The sequence below is a fragment of the Rhizobium sp. BK275 genome (assembly GCF_014193555.1).
Classification (GTDB): Bacteria; Pseudomonadota; Alphaproteobacteria; order Rhizobiales; family Rhizobiaceae; genus Rhizobium.
In genome coordinates, this window is the sequence record NZ_JACHZL010000001.1 from 1,105,122 (window position 1) to 1,124,460 (window position 19,339).

Sequence of the window (19,339 nt, forward strand, 5' to 3'; positions counted from 1 at the left end):
CTCGACCCGGAAATACGGCCTGCCAGCTCAGGAGCGATTGGGTCTCGTTCCGGATCGTGCGAGCATGACGATCTGTGTCGCGATCAGCGGCGCGGTGCTGGAAAACAGGACGACAAGCCACATCTGAGCAGTTGGCGGGACGAGTTGCAGTAGGTGAGCTGCCGGACCCACATAAGGGGGGAGAGCCAATAATAGGGTGCAAAGGCCAATGGCAGACCAGAGCCAACGGTTCCCGGTCATCTCATTGACAAAAATGCTCGTTCCACGACTGCGCAAGTTGAAGACATGCCATAGTTGAGCAAAGGCAAGGGTTAGGAATGTCACGGTCACGCTTGCGCGTTGATCGAAGCCTAGCCATTTTCCTATGCCGAGAGCTGCAAAGGTGGCGGCGCTCAGCGCCATCGCGTGGAGGATGACTGCGCGCCATTGGGTGCGGCCAAGAATAGCCTCCTTCGGATCGCGGGGCGGTCTGTTGAGCACTCGGTGCTCTCCTTCGCCCATCGCGAGCGCGAAGGCCGGAAACACGTCGGTCACGAGGTTCAGATAGAGAATCTGCAGCGGCAGCAAAGGCAGTGGCAGAGATCCGGCAACTGCCAGACCGATCACCATCAGTTCACTGAGATTGCACGATAGTAGATAGGCGACAAGCCGGCGAATATTGGCAAAGATAATGCGGCCTTCACGGATTGCCTTGACGATCGTCGAAAATTTGTCGTCAAGGAGGATCATTGCCGCCGCTTCGCGGGCGACGTCTGTGCCGCGCAGTCCCATCGAAACGCCGATATCGGCCTGCCGCAAGGCTGGAGCGTCATTGACGCCATCCCCCGTCATCGCCACGATATCGCCGGCATTCTGATAGGCTCGCACGAGAGTGAGCTTTTCAGAGGGATCGACCCGAGCAAAGATGCCGACATCGCGTAGAGCAGGTGTCCCTGTTCTCAGCATCTCGTGGAGTTCTCGCCCCTCAACCACATTGCCTTCAGATGTGTCGAGGCCTACGGCGCGACCAATGCTTCTGGCCGTTGCAACATGATCGCCGGTCACCATGACCACCCGTATTCCGGCATTCTGGCAGTCTCGGATCGCTTCCGGTACGTCTGCACGAGCAGGATCCTGAAGGCCGATCAGGCCGACCAGGACCAGTTCATGAAACGGATCATCGGGCTCTTGAGGCGGGTGTCTGACAGCGCAGGCGAGCACGCGCAGGCCGTGGTCGGCGAGACGTCCGACGTAATTGTTCCATTTCGAACGCGTTTCTTCGTCAAACCGGATTTCGCTTCCCTCGTGCAGCACCCCGGTTGCAGAATTGATAATCGGCTCCGGCGCTCCTTTGACTGCGATGAGAATGCCATCTCGACTGGAATGGATCGTTCCCATCATCTTCGTAGAGGGATTGAAGGCGTGTTTGCGCAGAAGCGGGTATTTGAACAGGAGGTCGGACCGGCTCATATTCGCTGACAGACCGGCGCGCAAAAGTGCGATTTCCATTGGATCGCCTGTCCCCTCGGCGTCGGCATTCTCAAGATCTGCGTCATTGCACAGCACAGCCACCGTCAACAACAACGAGAGTTCCTGATCGGCGCCGGCTCGCGAAAGAAGTGCGTTGTCCGGCGGATTCGCGCTGACCACGACTTCTCCAGAAGAGGTCAAAAGCTGCTGGACGGTCATGCGGTTTTCCGTCAGCGTTCCGGTCTTGTCCGTCAGGATGACGGTCGTGGCGCCGAGCGTCTCCACAGCCGAAAGGCGCTCGATTAGGGCGTTCTGCTCCGCCATGCGCCACATTCCTCTCGCCAAAGCGAGCGTTGCGACAATCGGAAGTCCTTCTGGAATAGCGGCGACCGCAAGAGCAATTGCGGCCTCAATGACCAGGAGTTCATCCTGGCCAGAGATGAGGCCAAGAGCTGCGATTACGGAGGCGACAACCAGTGTGGCTCCGACAAGCTGTGTCGAAAGACGAGATAGCTTTCGCTCCATTGGTGAGTTGCCGGCGTCAACCTCCATGATCAGTCGCGATACCTTGCCGAGTTCGGTGGCGAGCCCCGTCGCCGTCACGACGCCTCGGCCGCTTCCTCGCGTGATAGTTGTTCCTTTGAACAGCATCGACCGACGCTCCGAAAGCCGTGCGCCTTGCGAGACGGACTGGACATCCTTTTCCACAGGCACAGATTCGCCTGTCAAGGTCGACTCATCCACGGCCAGCCTGGAAGCTTCAATCAGCCGGAGGTCGGCGCAGACCGCTTCGCCCGCTTCAATGACCACAACATCACCTGGGACCAGATCCTCCGCCGGCACACGGCTGACAACTCGGTTACGAAGTACCCGGACGGTATGGGCTCCCAGGGCACGTAACGCTTCGATTGAACGTACCGCTTTGAGCTCGGTATAAAACCCGATGACAGCATTGACGGCAAGGACGGCAACGATGGCGCCGCCTTCTTCCAGCTCGTTGAAATAAAAGGCTAATCCAGCTGCACCCGCCAGCAAATAAACCACAGGGGTCTTGAACTGGTGCAAAAGAAGTGCGAACCACGTTGCGGCAGGTCGCGCTTCAATGGCGTTCGAGCCAACGGCTCGCCGTCTTTTCTCAGCGTCTTCACGAGACAGCCCCACCTCTTCCGACACGCCAAGCATGGCGGTCAGCGCCTCTGGCGGCAATGCGTGAGGGGTTTCGGGCAACCTTAGTGGTCCATTGGCGAAATGAACGTTCACCATGCGGGCCTCCTGATGCACCCGACGCTATCGCGGCATCAAGATGCCCCGGATTGAGATCGAATGCTGGTCTCTTCTTTCGATCGACCTGGATCCGTCGCAGATTGTGTGGAGCCGACGCGATCACCATCAGCGAACCGTGACGCAGGTCACAGGGCAAAGCTGCGCGATCTTGTTGGATACGCTGCCGAGGAGCAGCGCCGAGAACCTGGAAAGGCCGCGAGCGCCACAGATAACGACATCGGGCTGCACGTCGGTGATCGAGTTGAGGATTTGCTGCGCAGGATTTCCTTCCAACAGCAGCGTTGAAACCTGATCAACGCCTTCCGCTTTGACGACCTTAATGGCCTGCTCAATGATTTGATCGCCCAAGATGCGAAAAATCCGGTAGGAGGTCGCCCGATGAAGAGAAATATCAAAACGCGGCGCTGCCAGCCTCGTGCTCATGATGTCATCGGCCGAGCCCAGGGCTGGTTCTGCTCCCGGAAATTCAGCGTCGATCATCCGCTGTACATCGGTATCGATCTCTCCGACGAGGAGAACATGCACGAGAACGACCTGCCCGCCACTCCCCGCCGCAAGAGACGCCCCTAACTCAACGGCTTTTTTCGAATGTTCAGAGCCGTCAGTTGCTATGAGAATGTTCTTGAACATGTCAGGTCCCCTCAACGCCGCCGCGATGGATTGCGATAGTCCCGCCGAGCATCTTCTATCTTTTGGCGCGGTCGTCTTTGAGCTTCATCAAAGCAGCGTCCCGCGAGCGCCATTATGACGAGCTTCCAGAGCTATGTGATCGTCCGTTGCTTCGCCCCGGCATCATTCTGATCCTTTGACGCCTCCTGATCGGCGTTTGCATCACGGATCATCGCGTATTTGACCTGAGTAACCGTGAGGTCGCGGTACCAGTCGATCAGAGCCCCCCAAGGGTCGGTTATCTTCGACAGGCCTGACACGAACGCAACGATCGTGCCGATCTCGGTCTTTCCGGTGACGACGTAATAGCCACCGAGCGCGAAAATGCCGGCGTAACCCAGCTGCGTCATCAGGTTCATCAGGAAATTCATCGAAAACTTGAATTTGTAGATCGTCATGTTGGTGACGAAAAGCGATTGCACGCGATCGGCCTGGACATCACTCAGATCGCTGCCAGTGACATGCTCGATCATTCCCTCGCTGACATGCCGCATAATAGCGATCTTGCTTGCAACGAGCCGGTTAATGGCGTGCTGCATGAGCGGCACGAAGCCGACCTGCGGCAAGAAGACAACGGCGACGGCAAGTGCCATGAGCGGCTGCAGGAAGATCATGTAACCTCCGACCGCACAGAGAATGCCGACCTGTAAAAGCGGCTCGGAAATACTCGTGCCGACGAAGCCGCCGACCGGCTCGGCTTCGGCCAGAACGATTGATAGCTGCACGCCCTCTGCCAATGCGTCCGGAGGACGCCTGCGCGACTGATCGGAGGCTGACAGTACCGTCATCCGCAGCCAGCGGATCGCCACCTCACCGATCCAGCCGCGATAGAGGTTCAAGCCGAACTTAGTCAGTCCTTCCAGCAAGACGAGGCCGAGATAAGCAAGGACAAGAGCGAAGATGGTCGCGTAGGCGCCGCCCTGCGTTGCCGCATTGATCACTCGCCTCTGAATTTCCAGGGGCGCTGTTCCGGCAAGAAAGAGAAGCACCGAAATTGCAGCCAAAGCCAGTTGATGGGATCGGCCCATCAGAAGCACGAAACCGAGCAGGTTCCGCGGCATCGACTCCTTGGGAGGGATTTCGACATAATTGTCAGGATTGGCGTCCATGAAGCATGTCCGCGGACGAAACCTGCAGCCTGTCGGTGTAGCGGGTGACGCCGCGCATCCCGTCCGTCGTGCGAAAGCCTACATAATGCGAAGGCGTCAGTTTGGTCACATCTCGAGTCGTCGCTCCGGTCCTGTTTGCGGAATGATTGTACGCCATTATTGACTGGGCCGGCATGACGTTTCCTTTCCTCCAGTGTGATCCTTCACTCTTCATGGCCATTTTCGCACATGCCAAGGATGATGCTTTGACCAGCATCAATCTTCGACGCGATCAGATAAAACCGGCTGCGCTCATTTATGCCCTCGGCCGGTTGATTTGCAGCCGAAAAGCCCCTTTTTCATAGCTGACAAATCGAGATGCAATAACGCAGCCCGCGCAGGGCTGCTGAGCCTTATCGGAGGGCTGTCGTCATCGATCCGACCGCTGGGCTTACGCTGAGGCGAGGGCGGCACGTTCGAGCATGTCGTAGAGATTTTCGGCAAAGCTGCGCAGCACCGCGAACTCGAAGCGTGTGGCATGCGTGCGCGTCAGTTGCACCGAGATATGTCCGAAGAGTGTGACTGCCGAGTGTCCGACGGGGAAGGCTGTGGGGTCGAGATCGACTGCGGTCCCCTGGGAAAGCAGTTCTTGGGCGCGGAAACCGGACAGAGCGATGCGGACGCGGCCGTGGCTCTGGTCGCAGACGAAACCCTTGCCTCTCAAGTGATCGGCAAGCAGCGCGATTTGCGCGGGTGGGAGGCTTTCATCACCTGTTACGCACCATTGTTGATAGCCCGCCCGTTGGATCGCGCTCTTTGCTAGTCCAGCCGCAGAGAGCGATTCTGCAAGCGTGTCGCCGTCGAATGCGCCCATGACATGCAGAAGGTGGCCCTCCGGCAATGGCTCCAGCCGGATGCCGGACCCTTCAGTTGTGGCTTTGCCGGCAAGGGCCGGCTTGTGTTCGGGGTGTTCAGACATGGAGTTTCTCATTGCCGGGATCGACGAAGACGGGATCGCAGAGCACCGCTTCGGTGAATTCATTTCTGAGGCCGTTCCAAACCACGACCTTTTCCCCCAACCGCTCCGGCCCGCGCCTGACGAGCGCAAGGCCGATCGTGTGGCCAAGGCTTGGCGAGAATGCGCTCGAGGTCACGTAACCCTGGTCGTTTTCAAGGGTCGCAGTGGCATGTTCGGCAAGGATATGCGAACCGGTGCGGAAGCTCGTCGCCGGATCGAGTGGCTTGACGCCGACGAGGCGGGGGCGGTCCTCGGCCTGCAAACCTTCGCGGGCGAGCATCGCCTTGCCGATAAAGTCAGGCTTGGTGGTGGAAACCATGCGGGCGAATCCGAGGTCGCCAGGCGTCACCGTGCCGTTGATCTCGGCATGGGTGACATGGCCCTTCTCTATGCGCATGACACCGAGGGCCTCGGCGCCATAAGGGCAGATACCGTGTTTTTCACCAGCCTGCATGATCCGATCGGCGACCCATTCGCCGTAGCCGGCCGGCACGGCAAGTTCATAAGCGAGTTCGCCAGAGAAAGAGATCCGAAAGAGCCGGCCTTCGAGCGCGCCGCCGAAGAGCGAGACCGTGCGAGCACTCATGAAGGGAAAGGCGGCATCGGAAATATCCTCGTCGACGATCTCGGAGAGGATCGCGCGCGATTTCGGGCCGGCAACCGCCATTTGCGCCCATTGGTCGGTCGAGGAGGCAAGGCGGACGTCGAGCTCCGGCCAGAGCGTCTGGGCGCAGAATTCGAGATGGGTCAACACGCCGGCGGCGAGCGCCGTCGTCGTCGTCATGAAGAAATGGTCGTTGGCGAAACGGCTCGTCGTGCCGTCGTCATAGATCATGCCGTCCTCGCGCAGCATGATGCCGTAGCGCGCCCGGCCGACCGGCAGTTTGGCAAAGCCGTTGCAGTAGACGCGGTCGAGGAAGGCAGCGGCATCCCTGCCGAAGATCTCGATCTTGCCGAGGGTCGAGACGTCGCAGATGCCGGCATTCTGTCGGATGTTCAACACCTCGCGGTCGACGCTCTCGCGCCAGTTCGTCTCCCCGGCGCGTGGAAACCAGGAGGAGCGGTACCAGAGCCCCGTCTCGACGAAGACGGCGCCATTCTTCTTGGCCCAGCCGTGTAATGGCGACCTGCGCACTGGCTGGAAATCGCGGCCGCGCGAGGCGCCCGTCAGGGCGCCGAAGGAGACAGGCGTATAGAAGGGACGGAATGTGGTGGTGCCGACTTCGGCAGGCGACACGCCGCGGGCCTCGGCCAGGATGCCGATCGCGTTGATATTGGAAAGCTTGCCCTGATCGGTCGCCATGCCGTTGGTCGTGTAGCGTTTGGCAAGCTCGACATGCCCATATCCCTCGCGAACGGCAAGGCCGAGATCCTTGAGGTGTACGTCGTTTTGATAGTCGACAAAGGCCTTGCCCTTTCCGCCCTTGACGAACCAGAGCGGCTTCGATGCCGCCGCTGTTTCCTCGACGGGCGCGAAGGCGGCCGCGACCTTGACAAAGCCGATCGCCTGTAGCGCCTCGACTGCCTTGGCCGCGCCGTCGCCGAGGCAGACTTCCGTCGAGCCGCGCCCCGCCGCAGAGCCGGCGATCGACAGGCCCTGCTGGCGTTCCGGCGCCAGGAAGGCTGCCCTTTCGTCCGACCAGACCGGCCTGGCGCCGCGATGGCAGGCAAGGTGGATGATCGGGCTCCAGCCGCCGGACATGGCAAGCGCATCCGCCTCGATGCGCTGTGTTGCCGAAGCGGTCTCGATCGTGACATGGCGCAGGCGTTTGCCGCCATGTGCGTCGCGCACCCGGCTGCCGTTCAGCACGCGGGCGCGTCCCGACCAGGTTATGTCGGCCGCATCGCGGCTATCGACGATGGCGGCGACATCGACACCGGCGGCTTCGAGTGTTGCCGCCGTGCGATAGCCGGACGCATTGCTGGTGAAGACCACGGTGCGGGCGCCGGGCGTCACCGCTTGCCGGCTGAGATAGCTGTGCATCGCACCGGCCACCATCACGCCGGGAATATCGTTGCCGCCGAAGACGAGCGGCCTCTCTTCTGCACCCGAGGCGAGGATTGCCTGTTTGGCGATGATGCGCCAGAGCCGCTCGACGGGCCGATGCGGATCCGGCAGTGCCACATGTTTTTGCACGCGCTCGACAGCGCCGAAGACATTGTCGTCGTACCAGCCGACGACGGTGGTGCGCGCCAGGAGACGGACGTTCGGCAGGCCTTCGAGCTCATTGAGCATGTCCTGCAGCGCGGTGCCGCTCTCGAGAAGCAGGCTGCCGCCGAGCGCGAAACCTTCGTCGGCGAGGATGACGCGGGCACCGGCGCGTCCAGCCGTCAGCGCCGCGGCAAGGCCGGCAGGCCCGGCGCCGACGACGAGCAGGTCGCAGTGAGCCCAGCGTTTTTCGTAGGAATCCGGATCCGGTTCGTAGGAAGCCTTGCCGAGGCCGGCGGCCTTGCGGATCAGCGGCTCGTAGAGCTTTTCCCAGAGGGCGGCCGGCCACATGAAGGTCTTGTAGTAGAAACCGGCGCTCAGGAACGGCGACAGCAAGCCGTTGATGGCGCCAATGTCGAAGCCGAGCGAGGGCCAGCGGTTCTGGCTGCGGGCGATGAGCCCCTCGTGGAGTTCGATCATCGTCGCGCGCGTATTGGCTTCCATGCGGCCGCCCGTACCCGTCGTGACCAGCGCGTTGGGCTCGGCCGCGCCCGCCGTCAGGATGCCGCGCGGCCGGTGATACTTGAAACTGCGGCCGACGAGCTGGATGCCGTTGGCAAGAAGGGCGGAGGCGAGCGTATCACCGGGATGACCGGTCAGTTGTCTGCCATCGAAGGTAAAGTTCAGTGTGCGCGACCGGTCGATCCGGCCACCGCTGGGAAGCCGCGAACTCGTCATGCCGCACCTCCAAGCTTGGCAAGCGCGGCATCGCAGACGGTGTGAACGGCGTGGGTGACGGTGTCGCGCTCGACAATCAGCCAGCGCCGACAGCCGGAGGAGTGGTGCCAGTACTCCTTGTGCCGCCCCCTCGGATTGTCGCGCAGATAGACATAGTCGTACCAGGCGTCAGCGCCGGCATCGGCTGCCGGCCGGGTCAGGCTCGCATCACCCCGGATGGTGAATTCTTCCTTTGGGCGGATGCCGCAATGAGGGCAGGAAATCAGGCTTGCCATGGCGTCAGGTCCTTAATGCAGGTTGGGCTGGGCGCCGACGCCCTTTTCGTCGATCGGATAGCCGCGCCGGAAGCGGTCGAGGCGCAGCTCGCGCGCCGTCTCGTGCGGCTCGTTGCGGGCGATCAGATGGGCGTAGCAATAGCCGGAGGCGGGTGTCGCCTTGAAGCCGCCATAGCACCAGCCGGCATTCAGATAGAGATTGTCGATATGGGTTCGGTCGATGATCGGCGAGCCGTCCATGCTCATGTCCATCACGCCGCCCCAGCTGCGCAGATATCTGACCCGCGTCAGCGAGGGAATCATAGCGACGCCTGCTTCGGCGACGTGCTCGACAGTGGCGAGATTGCCGCGCTGGGCATAGGAATTGTAGCCGTCGATATCGCCGCCGAAGACGAGGCCGCCCTTGTCCGATTGCGAAACGTAGAAATGGCCGGCGCCGAAGGTGACGACGGTATCGATGAAGGGCTTCAGCCCCTCGGTGACGAAGGCCTGCAGCACATGGCTCTCGATCGGCAGGCGCAGGCCCGCCATGTCGGCAACCACGGTGGAATTGCCGGCGGCAGCAAGCGCCAGCTTGCCGCAACCGATGAAGCCCCTGGTGGTCTCGACGCCTGTCACCCTGCCATTTTCGCTGCGAATGCCGGTGACCTCGCACTGGGTGATGATGTCGACGCCGCGGCTGTCGGCGCCGCGCGCATAACCCCAGGCGACCGCATCGTGGCGCACCGTGCCGCCGCGCGGCTGACGGAGGCCGCCCATGACGGGGAAGCGGGCATTGTCGAAATCGAGGAACGGCAGCATCTTGCGGACCGCAGCCCGGTCGAGGAGTTCTGCATCGACGCCGTGCAGGCGCATGGCATTGCCGCGCCTTGTGTAGGCATCGCGCTGCGCATCGGAATGGAAGAGGTTCAGCACGCCGCGCTGCGAGACCATGGCGTTGAAGTTGAAATCCTGTTCCAGCCCTTCCCAGAGCTTCATTGAAAGCTCGTAGAAAGGGTTATTGCCGGGCAGCAGGTAATTGGAGCGGATGATCGTCGTGTTGCGGCCGATATTGCCGGAGCCGAGATAACCCTTCTCCAGCACGGCGACATTGGTGATGCCGAATGCCTTGGCGAGATAATAGGCCGTCGAAAGGCCATGGCCGCCGCCACCCACGATAATCACGTCATAATGTGGCTTCGGCGAAGGCTGGCGCCAGGCGGGCGCCCAGTCCTTGTTGCCGCGAAGTCCGTTTAAGAAGATGGAAAGAGCGGAATAGCGCATGGGTGGATCCGGTGGGAGCTGGTGCCATGATGCCAGAAAGGCGAGACGCGACTTGCCTGTTTGGGACATTTATCGATAAGAATGGGACATGGCATTGATCGAAGCAAAAAACCTGCATTCCATCGGTTTCATCCTTCTGCCGGGATTTGCCCTGATGTCCTATGCCTCGGCGAGCGAGCCGCTGCGGGCCGCCAATCTGCTTGCCGGGCGGGAAATCTACCGCATCTCGTGCTTTTCGCCTGAAGGCGGGTCGGTGTTGTCTTCCGGTGGCGTCCCCGTTCCGGCCGCACCGCTTCCCGGTCGCGGTTTTGGGCTCGGCACTGTCTTCGTCTGCGCCGGCGGTTCGCCGCGCGACTGGCACTATCCGACTGTGCTTTCCTGCATACGGCAGCTTGCACGCGAAGGCGTGCGCATCGGCGGCATTTCGGGCGGCCCCTATCTGCTGGCCGAGGCCGGGCTGCTGACAGGCCGTGACTTTACAATCCATTGGGAGCATGCGTCGGCGCTCCTCGAAGCCTTTCCCGACCTGTCGCCGCGTCAGGCGCGTTTCGTCGTTGACGGCAACCGCATCACCTGCGGCGGCGGCATTGCGCCGCTCGACATGATGCATGCGCTGATCGCAGAGCGCATGGGGCCGGATTTCGCCCGCCGCGTCAGCGACTGGTTCCTGCATACCGAGGTCGGACAGTCGACGGCACCGCAGCGCGCTTCCCTTGCCGAGCGTTACGGTGTGCATCATCCGGGGCTGCTCAGCGTCCTGGAAAAGATGGAGGAAACCATCGAGATGCCGCTCAACCGCGCAGCCATGGCCCGCATTGCCGGGGTGACGCCGCGCCATCTCGACCGCCTGTTCACCGCCCATCTCGATACAACCTTTATCGAGCAATACAGACGCATCAGGCTGCAGCATGCCCGAAGGCTCATCGAGCAGAGCCCGCTGTCGATTTCCGAGATCGCCATTGCGACAGGTTTTTCCGGCGCCGCGCATTTTTCACGCCTCTTTCGCGGCTTCTACGGCACCAGCCCGAGTTCAGTCCGCAAGCTCTGACTTTCTTCAGGGTTGAGAAGATTTCACTCTGGCGATAGGGTATTTGCAAAGAAGCCACCGAAGGACCGTGAATGAAGACCAAGCTGGATGAAACGTCGAGCCAGGAGCATGCCCATGCGGTGCGTCAGGCCCTGTCCCAGAATCCGCATGCGGTGCGCGAGCCGAAGGAAAACAATCTCGAAATGGCGATCGGCCATGAGGTGCGCGCCTATCGCAAGAAGCTTGGCATCACCGTCACCGACCTTGCGGCAGCGACCGGCATTTCGCTCGGCATGCTGTCGAAGATCGAAAACGGCAATATCTCACCGTCGCTGACGACCTTGCAGTCGCTCTCGCGTGCCCTCGGCGTGCCGTTGACGGCCTTCTTCCGCCGCTACGAGGAACCGCACAACGCCGTCTTCGTCAAGGCGGGCCAAGGCATCGAGCTTGAGCGGCGCGGCACGCGCGCCGGCCATCAGTATAATCTGCTCGGCCATATTGACAACAACAGCAGCGGCGTGGTCGTCGAGCCCTATCTCATTACGCTGACGACGGATTCGGATGTTTTTCCGACCTTCCAGCACGAGGGCATGGAGCTGATCTACATGCTGGAAGGTGAGGTCGTCTATCGCCATGGCGACCAGCTTTTCCCGATGCAGCCGGGCGACAGCCTGTTCTTCGATGCCGATGCGCCGCACGGGCCGGAAGAACTCGTGAAACTCCCGAGCCGCTACCTTTCCATCATCAGCTATCCGCAGCGCGGCAAGAATGACTGACTTGCCTTAAAAGAAAAAAATATTCCTGCAGGTTGAAAACACAAAACAGACCTGATAGTCATTTTGCAGACGCGAAATGGAGGGTCTGTCATGTGCGGAATTGTGGGTCTCTTCCTGAAGGATAAAAGCCTGGAGCCGGAGCTCGGCGCGATGCTGTCGTCCATGCTGGTGACGATGACGGACCGCGGGCCTGATAGCGCCGGCATTGCGATCTATGGCGCAAGCAGCGGCAATAGCGCCAAGATCACCATCCAGTCGGCCAGACCGAAGAAGGATTTCTCCGGTCTTGAAGCCGAGCTCATGAAGGAACTCGGTGCAGGGGTCTCAATCGATATCAAGAGCACCCATGCCGTCGTCACCCTGCCGAAGGACATGCTCGAAGAAGGCCGCACTGCCATCGCCGATCTGCGTCCCGACATCCGTATCATGAGCAGCGGCGACGCGATCGAGATCTACAAGGAAACCGGCTTGCCGAAGGACGTCGTTTCCCGTTTCGCCGTCAATACCATGGCCGGAACACATGGTATCGGCCACACCCGCATGGCGACGGAATCGGCAGTCACCACGCTCGGTGCTCATCCTTTTTCCACCGGCTCCGACCAGTGCCTTGTCCACAACGGCTCGCTCTCCAACCACAATAACCTGCGCCGCGAATTGAAGCGCGAAGGCATGACTTTCGAGACCGAGAACGACACGGAAGTCGCCGCCGCCTACCTGACCGCCGAAATGGCCAAGGGCAAGAATCTCGGCGAGGCGCTCGAGGGTGCCGTCGACGATCTCGACGGCTTCTTCACCTTCGTCGTCGGCACGAAGTCCGGCTTCGGCGTCGTGCGCGATGCCATCGCCTGCAAGCCGGCCGTCATGGCCGAGACCGACCGTTACGTCGCCTTCGGCTCGGAATACCGCGCGCTCGTCAATCTGCCCGGCATCGAGGCCGCACGCATCTGGGAGCCGGAGCCTGCGACTGTCTACTTCTGGGAACGCTGAGGGCTGCTTTTTCTGCCTTCATCCCATCGGCTCGATTTCATTTCAGGACGATTTCATGCCCACATTCGATCTTGCGGTGACCCCGCTTCGTGACCTCAACCAAGCCCTGCATGACGTGGCGTCAGGCGACAACGACCTGCAGTTCGATGTCGTCAATCCGCGTGGCCACCATGCCGTCGCCGCCGGCGTGCATGCGCCCGTCAGCATCGATATCCACGGCAGCGTCGGCTACTATTGTGGTGGCATGAACGAGGAGGCGGTCATCACCGTGCATGGCTCGGCCGGGCCGGGCGTTGCCGAAAACATGATGTCCGGCCGCATCACCATCAAGGGTGACGCCAGCCAGTATGCGGGCGCCACCGGCTGCGGCGGCCTGCTCGTCATCGAGGGTAATGCCTCTTCGCGCTGTGGCATCTCGATGAAGGGCATCGATATCGTCGTGCGTGGCAATATCGGCCACATGTCCGCTTTCATGGCGCAGGCCGGCAACCTCGTCGTGCTCGGCGACGCCGGCGATGCGCTCGGAGATTCCCTTTACGAAGCCCGTATCTTCGTACGTGGCAAGGTCGAGAGCCTTGGTGCTGACTGTATCGAGAAGGAAATGCGGGCAGAACATATCGAGCTTCTGTCCGCTCTGCTCAAAAAGGCCGGCATCACCGATGCGCGGCCGGAGGAGTTCAGCCGCTACGGTTCCTCCCGCAAGCTCTACAATTTCAACGTCGACAATGCCGACGCCTATTGAGTCTTATCGAGGTTTTCCATGAGCTATCACAACCCGCCCACAAAGCCTCGCCTTTCGGCAACCTTCGACGAATACACGATGTCGGAAATCCGCCGCGCCGCGGCGACCGGCATCTATGATATCCGCGGCGGCGGCGCCAAGCGCAAGCTGCCGCATTTCGACGATCTCCTGTTCCTCGGCGCCTCGATCTCGCGTTATCCGCTCGAAGGTTACCGCGAGAAATGCGGCACAAACGTCGTGCTCGGCTCGCGTTACGCTAAAAAACCGATCGAGCTCAAGATCCCGATCACGATTGCCGGCATGAGCTTCGGCTCGCTTTCCGGCCCGGCCAAGGAAGCGCTTGGACGCGGTGCCACGATTGCCGGTACCTCGACGACAACAGGCGACGGTGGCATGACGGAGGAGGAGCGCGGTCATTCTGAGACGCTCGTCTACCAGTATCTGCCGTCGCGCTACGGCATGAACCCGCGGGATCTGCGCCGCTGCGACGCGATCGAGATCGTCGTCGGTCAGGGCGCCAAGCCCGGTGGCGGCGGCATGCTGCTCGGTCAGAAGATTTCCGACCGCGTCGCCGAGATGCGCACGCTGCCGAAGGGTATCGACCAGCGTTCGGCAAGCCGTCATCCCGATTGGACCGGCCCCGACGACCTCGAGATCAAGATCCTCGAACTGCGCGAGATCACCAACTGGGAAAAACCGATCTATGTAAAGGTCGGCGGTGCGCGCCCCTATTACGACACGGCCCTTGCCGTGAAGGCCGGCGCCGACGTCGTCGTGCTCGATGGCATGCAGGGCGGTACTGCGGCAACGCAGGAAGTCTTCATCGAGCATGTCGGCATGCCGACGCTCGCCTGCATCCGCCCGGCCGTGCAGGCGCTGCAGGACCTCGGCATGCACCGCAAGGTGCAGCTCATCGTTTCGGGCGGCATCAGGAACGGCGCCGACGTGGCGAAGGCGCTCGCGCTCGGGGCCGATGCGGTCTCCATCGGTACGGCCGCCCTCATCGCCATCGGTGAGAATGACCCGCGCTGGGCGGCCGAATATGAGGCGCTGCATACGACGGCGGCAGCCTATGACGACTGGCACGAAGGCAAGGACCCGGCCGGCATCACCACGCAGGATCCGGAACTGATGAAGCGCGTTGATCCGATTACCGCAGGTCGCCGCCTCGCCAATTACCTCAAGGTCATGGCACTGGAGGCGCAGACGATCGCGCGCGCCTGCGGCAAGAATCATGTCCACAATCTGGAACCGGAAGATCTCTGCGCATTGACGATCGAGGCTTCCGCGATGGCACAGGTACCGCTCGCGGGAACGAGCTGGATACCGGGCAAGGGAGGTTACTGATTTCTACCGGCCGGGCAAAAAAGTCCGGCCGCTTCGCATCCATAACCAAAGTGTCTCTGAGAAATCCAAAGGGGAACGAGAATGACACTGGACCTTGCTGCTTTTGCGAAAGACAAAGGCATCAAATATTTCATGATCAGCTATACCGACCTCTTCTCCGGCCAGCGCGCCAAGCTGGTGCCGGCGCAGGCGATTGCCGGCATGCAGGAAGAGGGCGCGGGTTTTGCCGGGTTCGCCACCTGGCTCGACATGACGCCCGCCCATCCCGATCTCTTTGCCGTTCCCGATGCCACCTCCGTCATCCAGCTTCCCTGGAAGAGGGACGTCGCCTGGGTAGCCGCCGATTGCATGATGGAAGGCACGCTCGTGGCGCAGGCGCCGCGCAATGTGCTGAAGAAACTTGTCGGTAAAGCCGAAGCGGCTGGCAAGCGGGTCAAGACCGGTGTTGAGGCCGAATTCTTCCTGATCACCGCCGACGGCGAACAGATTTCCGATGGCCGCGACACGGCTGAAAAGCCCTGCTACGACCAGCAGGCGGTCATGCGCCGCTACGACGTCATCGCCGAGATCTGCGACTATATGCTGGAGCTCGGCTGGGGCGCCTACCAGAACGACCACGAGGATGCCAACGGCCAGTTCGAGATGAACTGGGAATTCGACGATGCGCTGAAGACGGCCGACAAGCATTCCTTCTTCAAGTTCATGGTCAAATCGATCGCCGAAAAGCACGGACTTCGCGCCACCTTCATGCCGAAGCCCTTCAAGGGCCTGACCGGCAATGGCTGCCATTGCCATATCTCGGTCTGGGACAATGATGGCAAGGTCAACGTCTTCGCCGACAGGACAGCCGAATTCGGCCTGTCGGCGGAAGGCAGGCACTTCCTCGGCGGCATCATGAAGCACGCTTCGGCGCTTGCCGCGATCACCAATCCCACCGTCAATTCCTATAAGCGCATCAACGCGCCGCGCACGACCTCGGGCGCCACATGGTCGCCGAACACGGTAACCTGGACCGGCAACAACCGCACCCACATGGTGCGCGTGCCAGGCCCCGGCCGCTTCGAGTTGCGCCTGCCTGATGGTGCGGTCAACCCCTACCTGCTGCAGGCAATCATCATCGCCGCCGGCCTCGACGGTCTCGAGGATCGGGCCGACCCAGGCCCGCACCACGACATCGATATGTATGCGGAGGGACATCTCGTGAAGAATGCGCCGCGTCTGCCGCTGAACCTGCTCGATGCGCTGCGTGCTTATGATGCCGACGAGGGTCTGAAGGCTGCGATCGGAACCGAGTTCTCCGCCGCCTATCTCAAGCTCAAGCACCAGGAATGGAATGCCTTCTGCTCGCATTTCACCCAGTGGGAACGCGACAGCACGCTCGATATCTGAGCCGACCGGTTGAGGTTTTGACATCATGCGCCACGGGCCGGAGCACTAACGCACCGGCCCGGCTGGTGGCCTATGCTTCAAGTGACGAAGGAAGAGATGGCATGAAGAGTTACGTACTCACGGTATCCTGCAAGTCGACGCGCGGCATCGTTGCGGCGATCTCGGGTTATCTCGCCGAACAGGGCTGCAACATCGTCGACAGCTCGCAATTCGACGATCTGGACACCGGCCAGTTCTTCATGCGCGTCTCCTTCATTTCCGAAGAAGGCATCTCCGAGGCCGATATCCGCGCCGGCTTCACCAGCATCGCCACGCGTTTCGGCATGACTTACGATCTCTATGACAGCGAGAAGCGCATGAAGGTGCTGCTTATGGTGTCGCGCTTCGGCCATTGTCTCAACGACCTGCTCTACCGCTGGAAGATCGGCGCGCTGCCGATCGATATCGTCGGCGTCGTCTCCAACCATTTCGATTATCAGAAGGTCGTCGTCAACCACGACATTCCCTTCCACCATATTCCCGTCACCAAGGCCAACAAGGTGCAGGCGGAAGCCCATATCATGGAAGTGGCTGAGCAGACCGGCACGGAACTGATCGTGCTGGCCCGCTACATGCAGATCCTGTCAGACGAGATGTGCCAGAAAATGTCGGGCCGGATCATCAACATCCACCATTCGTTCCTGCCGAGCTTCAAGGGTGCCAATCCCTATAAGCAAGCCTATGAGCGTGGCGTGAAGCTGATCGGTGCGACGGCGCATTATGTGACGGCCGATCTCGACGAAGGCCCGATCATCGAGCAGGACACCGCCCGCATCACCCATGCGCAGAGCGCCGAAGACTACGTTTCGATCGGCCGCGATGTCGAAAGCCAGGTGCTGGCGCGCGCGATCCACGCGCATATCCATCACCGTACCTTCATCAACGGCAACCGTACCGTCGTCTTCCCGGCAAGTCCGGGCAGCTACGCCTCCGAGCGCATGGGCTGAGCCATGGTCGAGGTCATCGACGGCAAGCAGGTTGCCGCTTCCTTAATCGAAACCGTGAAATCGGCAAACACCGCACTGGAAGCCGCCAAAGGCATCAAGGCCGGGCTTGCCGTCATCATCGTCGGCGATGATCCGGCGAGCCACACCTATGTCAGCTCCAAGAGCCGCATGGCCAAGGAATGCGGTTTCAAATCCGTCCAGCACACGCTGCCGGCCGAGACGACGCAGGAGGAGCTTGCCGCGCTCGTCGCTTCGCTCAATGCCGATCCCTCGATCCATGGCATTCTCGTGCAGCTGCCGTTGCCCAAACATCTCGACAGCGAGCCGATCATCCAGTCGATCCTGCCGCAAAAGGATGTCGACGGCTTGAGCGTCGTCAATGCCGGAAAGCTTGCGACCGGCGATTTGAAGACCGGCCTCGTCTCCTGCACGCCAGCCGGCGCCATGGTGTTCGTCCGCCGCACCCACGGCGAGGACCTCTCGGGCTTGAACGCTGTCGTCATCGGCCGCTCCAACCTGTTCGGCAAGCCGATGGCGCAGCTTCTGCTCACTGCCAATGCGACGGTCACCATCGCTCATTCGCGCACGAAGAACCTGGCCGAAGTCTGCCGCAACGCCGATATCCTGGTGGCGGCCGTCGGCCGTCCGGAAATGGTCAAGGCCGACTGGATCAAGCCCGGGGCCACCGTCGTCGATGTCGGCATCAACCGCATCGATGCGCCGGAGCGGGGTGAGGGCAAGACCCGCCTTGTCGGCGATGTCGCCTTTGCCGAGGTCGCCCCGGTTGCCGCCGTCATCACCCCGGTGCCGGGTGGCGTCGGCCCGATGACGATCGCCATGCTGATGGCCAATACGGTGATTGCCGCCCATCGCTCGGCAGGGCTTGCGCCGCCGGCATTCTGAGGAAAATGCCGTTGGGACAGCCGACAAAAATCACCGGGATCGGCTTGCCACAGCGTGAAAGACGAATATAGTCAGGAAATAAATATTCCGTAGAGGAAATAAGAGGGAACGGAAATGGCATTATCTTGGCGTTTCTCCGCCTTGGCGGATCGGCACCGCGCTCTGGGATCGAAGCTTGAGGACTGGAGCGGCATGGGAACCGCCTGGACCTACGACAAGAACATGTCAGACGAGCATGTCGCGGTCCGCACCAAGGCCGGCATCATGGATGTCTCGGGCCTGAAGAAGGTGCATCTGGTCGGCCCGCACGCGATCGCCGTGCTCGACTATATCACCACCCGCGACATGACGAAGATCTATCCCGGCCGCTCGGTCTACGCGACCATGCTGAACGATCGCGGCCACTTCACCGATGATTGCATCGTCTACCGCACCGGCCCGAATTCCTGGATGCTGGTCCACGGCTCCGGCTCCGGCCACGAGGAACTCGTCAAGCAGGCGACCGGCCGCAATTGCGCCGTGCTCTTCGATGACGACCTGCATGACCTCTCGCTGCAGGGGCCGCTCGCGGTCGACTATCTCGCCAAGTATGTGCCCGGCATCCGCGACCTCAAATATTTCCATCATATGCAGACGACGCTGTTCGGCGCTCCGGTCATGATCTCGCGCACCGGCTATACCGGCGAGCGCGGCTACGAGATCTTCGTGCGTGGCCAGGACGCCGTCATGGTCTGGGACCGCATCGTCGCAGAAGGCGAAGAGATGGGCATCATTCCCTGCTGCTTCTCGGTGCTCGACATGCTGCGCGTCGAGAGCTACCTGCTCTTCTATCCCTACGACAACTCGCAAATGTATCCCTTTGCCGACCAGCCGCCTGGTGACAGCCTGTGGGAGCTCGGCCTCGATTTCACAGTCAGCCCCGGCAAGACCGGCTTCCGCGGCGCCGAGGAACATGCGCGGCTGAAGGGCAAGGAACGCTTCAAGATCTTCGGCATGCTGATCGATGCCGACGGTCCGGCCGATCTCGGCGACGAAGTCTATGCCGACGGAAAGAAGGTCGGCGTCATCACCTGCCCGAGCTATTCTGCGCTGACGAAGAAGTCGATGGCGATCGCTCGTCTCGACGTCGACAAGGCTGTGCAGGGCACGAAGCTCGAGGTGCGCGGCAAGACCCTGAAGACCAGCGCGATCGCCCATGCGCTGCCCTTCGACGATCCGGAAAAGAAGAAGAGGACGGCGGTCGGTTAAG

At 61.2% G+C, this 19,339-nt stretch carries 16 protein-coding genes; 9 read left to right on the forward strand and 7 right to left on the reverse strand.

The window, feature by feature from the left end; genetic code table 11:
• Positions 1–27: 27 nt before the first annotated feature.
• The 7 genes from FHT82_RS05065 to FHT82_RS05095 all read right to left on the reverse strand — a co-directional run bounded on the left by FHT82_RS05065 (position 28) and on the right by FHT82_RS05095 (position 9,933).
• Positions 28–2,712: a cation-transporting P-type ATPase gene (locus tag FHT82_RS05065; protein ID WP_183726882.1), complete on the reverse strand. Its 2,685-nt coding sequence runs from the start codon at positions 2,710–2,712 to the stop codon at positions 28–30.
• Between the two features lie 126 nt (positions 2,713–2,838).
• Entirely contained in the window at positions 2,839–3,363 is a 525-nt protein-coding gene (locus FHT82_RS05070) for a universal stress protein (RefSeq protein ID WP_183726884.1), read from the reverse strand.
• Between the two features lie 131 nt (positions 3,364–3,494).
• Positions 3,495–4,463 (reverse strand): ABC transporter ATP-binding protein, encoded by a 969-nt coding sequence (locus FHT82_RS05075; RefSeq protein WP_183727318.1) that lies wholly within the window; start codon positions 4,461–4,463, stop codon positions 3,495–3,497.
• 478 nt (positions 4,464–4,941) lie between these two features.
• Complete coding sequence (locus FHT82_RS05080; protein WP_183726886.1) at positions 4,942–5,469, reverse strand: sarcosine oxidase subunit gamma family protein; 528 nt, start codon at positions 5,467–5,469, stop codon at positions 4,942–4,944.
• The gene (locus tag FHT82_RS05085) at positions 5,462–8,395 is read right to left on the reverse strand and encodes a sarcosine oxidase subunit alpha family protein (protein ID WP_183726888.1); all 2,934 of its coding nucleotides are present in this window, start codon (positions 8,393–8,395) and stop codon (positions 5,462–5,464) included. The genes FHT82_RS05080 and FHT82_RS05085 overlap by 8 nt, the downstream gene beginning before the upstream one ends.
• A complete protein-coding gene (locus FHT82_RS05090; RefSeq protein ID WP_183726890.1) occupies positions 8,392–8,670 on the reverse strand; it encodes a sarcosine oxidase subunit delta family protein in 279 nt (92 codons plus the stop codon). Before FHT82_RS05090 ends, FHT82_RS05085 begins: the two co-directional genes overlap by 4 nt.
• A gap of 12 nt (positions 8,671–8,682) precedes the next feature.
• Positions 8,683–9,933 (reverse strand): sarcosine oxidase subunit beta family protein, encoded by a 1,251-nt coding sequence (locus FHT82_RS05095; protein ID WP_183726892.1) that lies wholly within the window; start codon positions 9,931–9,933, stop codon positions 8,683–8,685.
• Positions 9,934–10,021: 88 nt separating this feature from the next.
• Here FHT82_RS05095 and FHT82_RS05100 point away from each other — a divergent pair, with 88 nt between their 5' ends.
• The 9 genes from FHT82_RS05100 (at position 10,022) to FHT82_RS05140 (ending at position 19,338) form a co-directional block, all read left to right on the forward strand.
• Complete coding sequence (locus FHT82_RS05100) at positions 10,022–10,981, forward strand: GlxA family transcriptional regulator (protein WP_183726894.1); 960 nt, start codon at positions 10,022–10,024, stop codon at positions 10,979–10,981.
• A gap of 71 nt (positions 10,982–11,052) precedes the next feature.
• Positions 11,053–11,736 carry a helix-turn-helix domain-containing protein gene (locus FHT82_RS05105; RefSeq protein ID WP_183726895.1) on the forward strand — a complete coding sequence of 228 codons (684 nt, stop codon included), beginning with the start codon at positions 11,053–11,055 and terminating at the stop codon, positions 11,734–11,736.
• Between the two features lie 90 nt (positions 11,737–11,826).
• Complete coding sequence (locus tag FHT82_RS05110; protein ID WP_183726897.1) at positions 11,827–12,723, forward strand: glutamine amidotransferase family protein; 897 nt, start codon at positions 11,827–11,829, stop codon at positions 12,721–12,723.
• Between the two features lie 55 nt (positions 12,724–12,778).
• Positions 12,779–13,465: a GXGXG domain-containing protein gene (locus FHT82_RS05115; RefSeq protein ID WP_183726899.1), complete on the forward strand. Its 687-nt coding sequence runs from the start codon at positions 12,779–12,781 to the stop codon at positions 13,463–13,465.
• Between the two features lie 18 nt (positions 13,466–13,483).
• A complete protein-coding gene (locus tag FHT82_RS05120; protein ID WP_037098381.1) occupies positions 13,484–14,812 on the forward strand; it encodes an FMN-binding glutamate synthase family protein in 1,329 nt (442 codons plus the stop codon).
• An 81-nt stretch (positions 14,813–14,893) separates the two neighbouring features.
• The gene (glnT, locus tag FHT82_RS05125) at positions 14,894–16,201 is read left to right on the forward strand and encodes a type III glutamate--ammonia ligase (protein ID WP_183726901.1); all 1,308 of its coding nucleotides are present in this window, start codon (positions 14,894–14,896) and stop codon (positions 16,199–16,201) included.
• A gap of 101 nt (positions 16,202–16,302) precedes the next feature.
• Positions 16,303–17,187, forward strand: coding sequence for a formyltetrahydrofolate deformylase (purU, locus tag FHT82_RS05130; RefSeq protein WP_183726903.1), 885 nt, complete (start codon positions 16,303–16,305; stop codon positions 17,185–17,187).
• A 3-nt stretch (positions 17,188–17,190) separates the two neighbouring features.
• A complete protein-coding gene (gene folD, locus FHT82_RS05135) occupies positions 17,191–18,090 on the forward strand; it encodes a bifunctional methylenetetrahydrofolate dehydrogenase/methenyltetrahydrofolate cyclohydrolase FolD (RefSeq protein ID WP_183726905.1) in 900 nt (299 codons plus the stop codon).
• A 114-nt stretch (positions 18,091–18,204) separates the two neighbouring features.
• Positions 18,205–19,338, forward strand: coding sequence for an aminomethyltransferase family protein (locus tag FHT82_RS05140; RefSeq protein ID WP_183726907.1), 1,134 nt, complete (start codon positions 18,205–18,207; stop codon positions 19,336–19,338).
• Position 19,339: the final 1 nt, after the last annotated feature.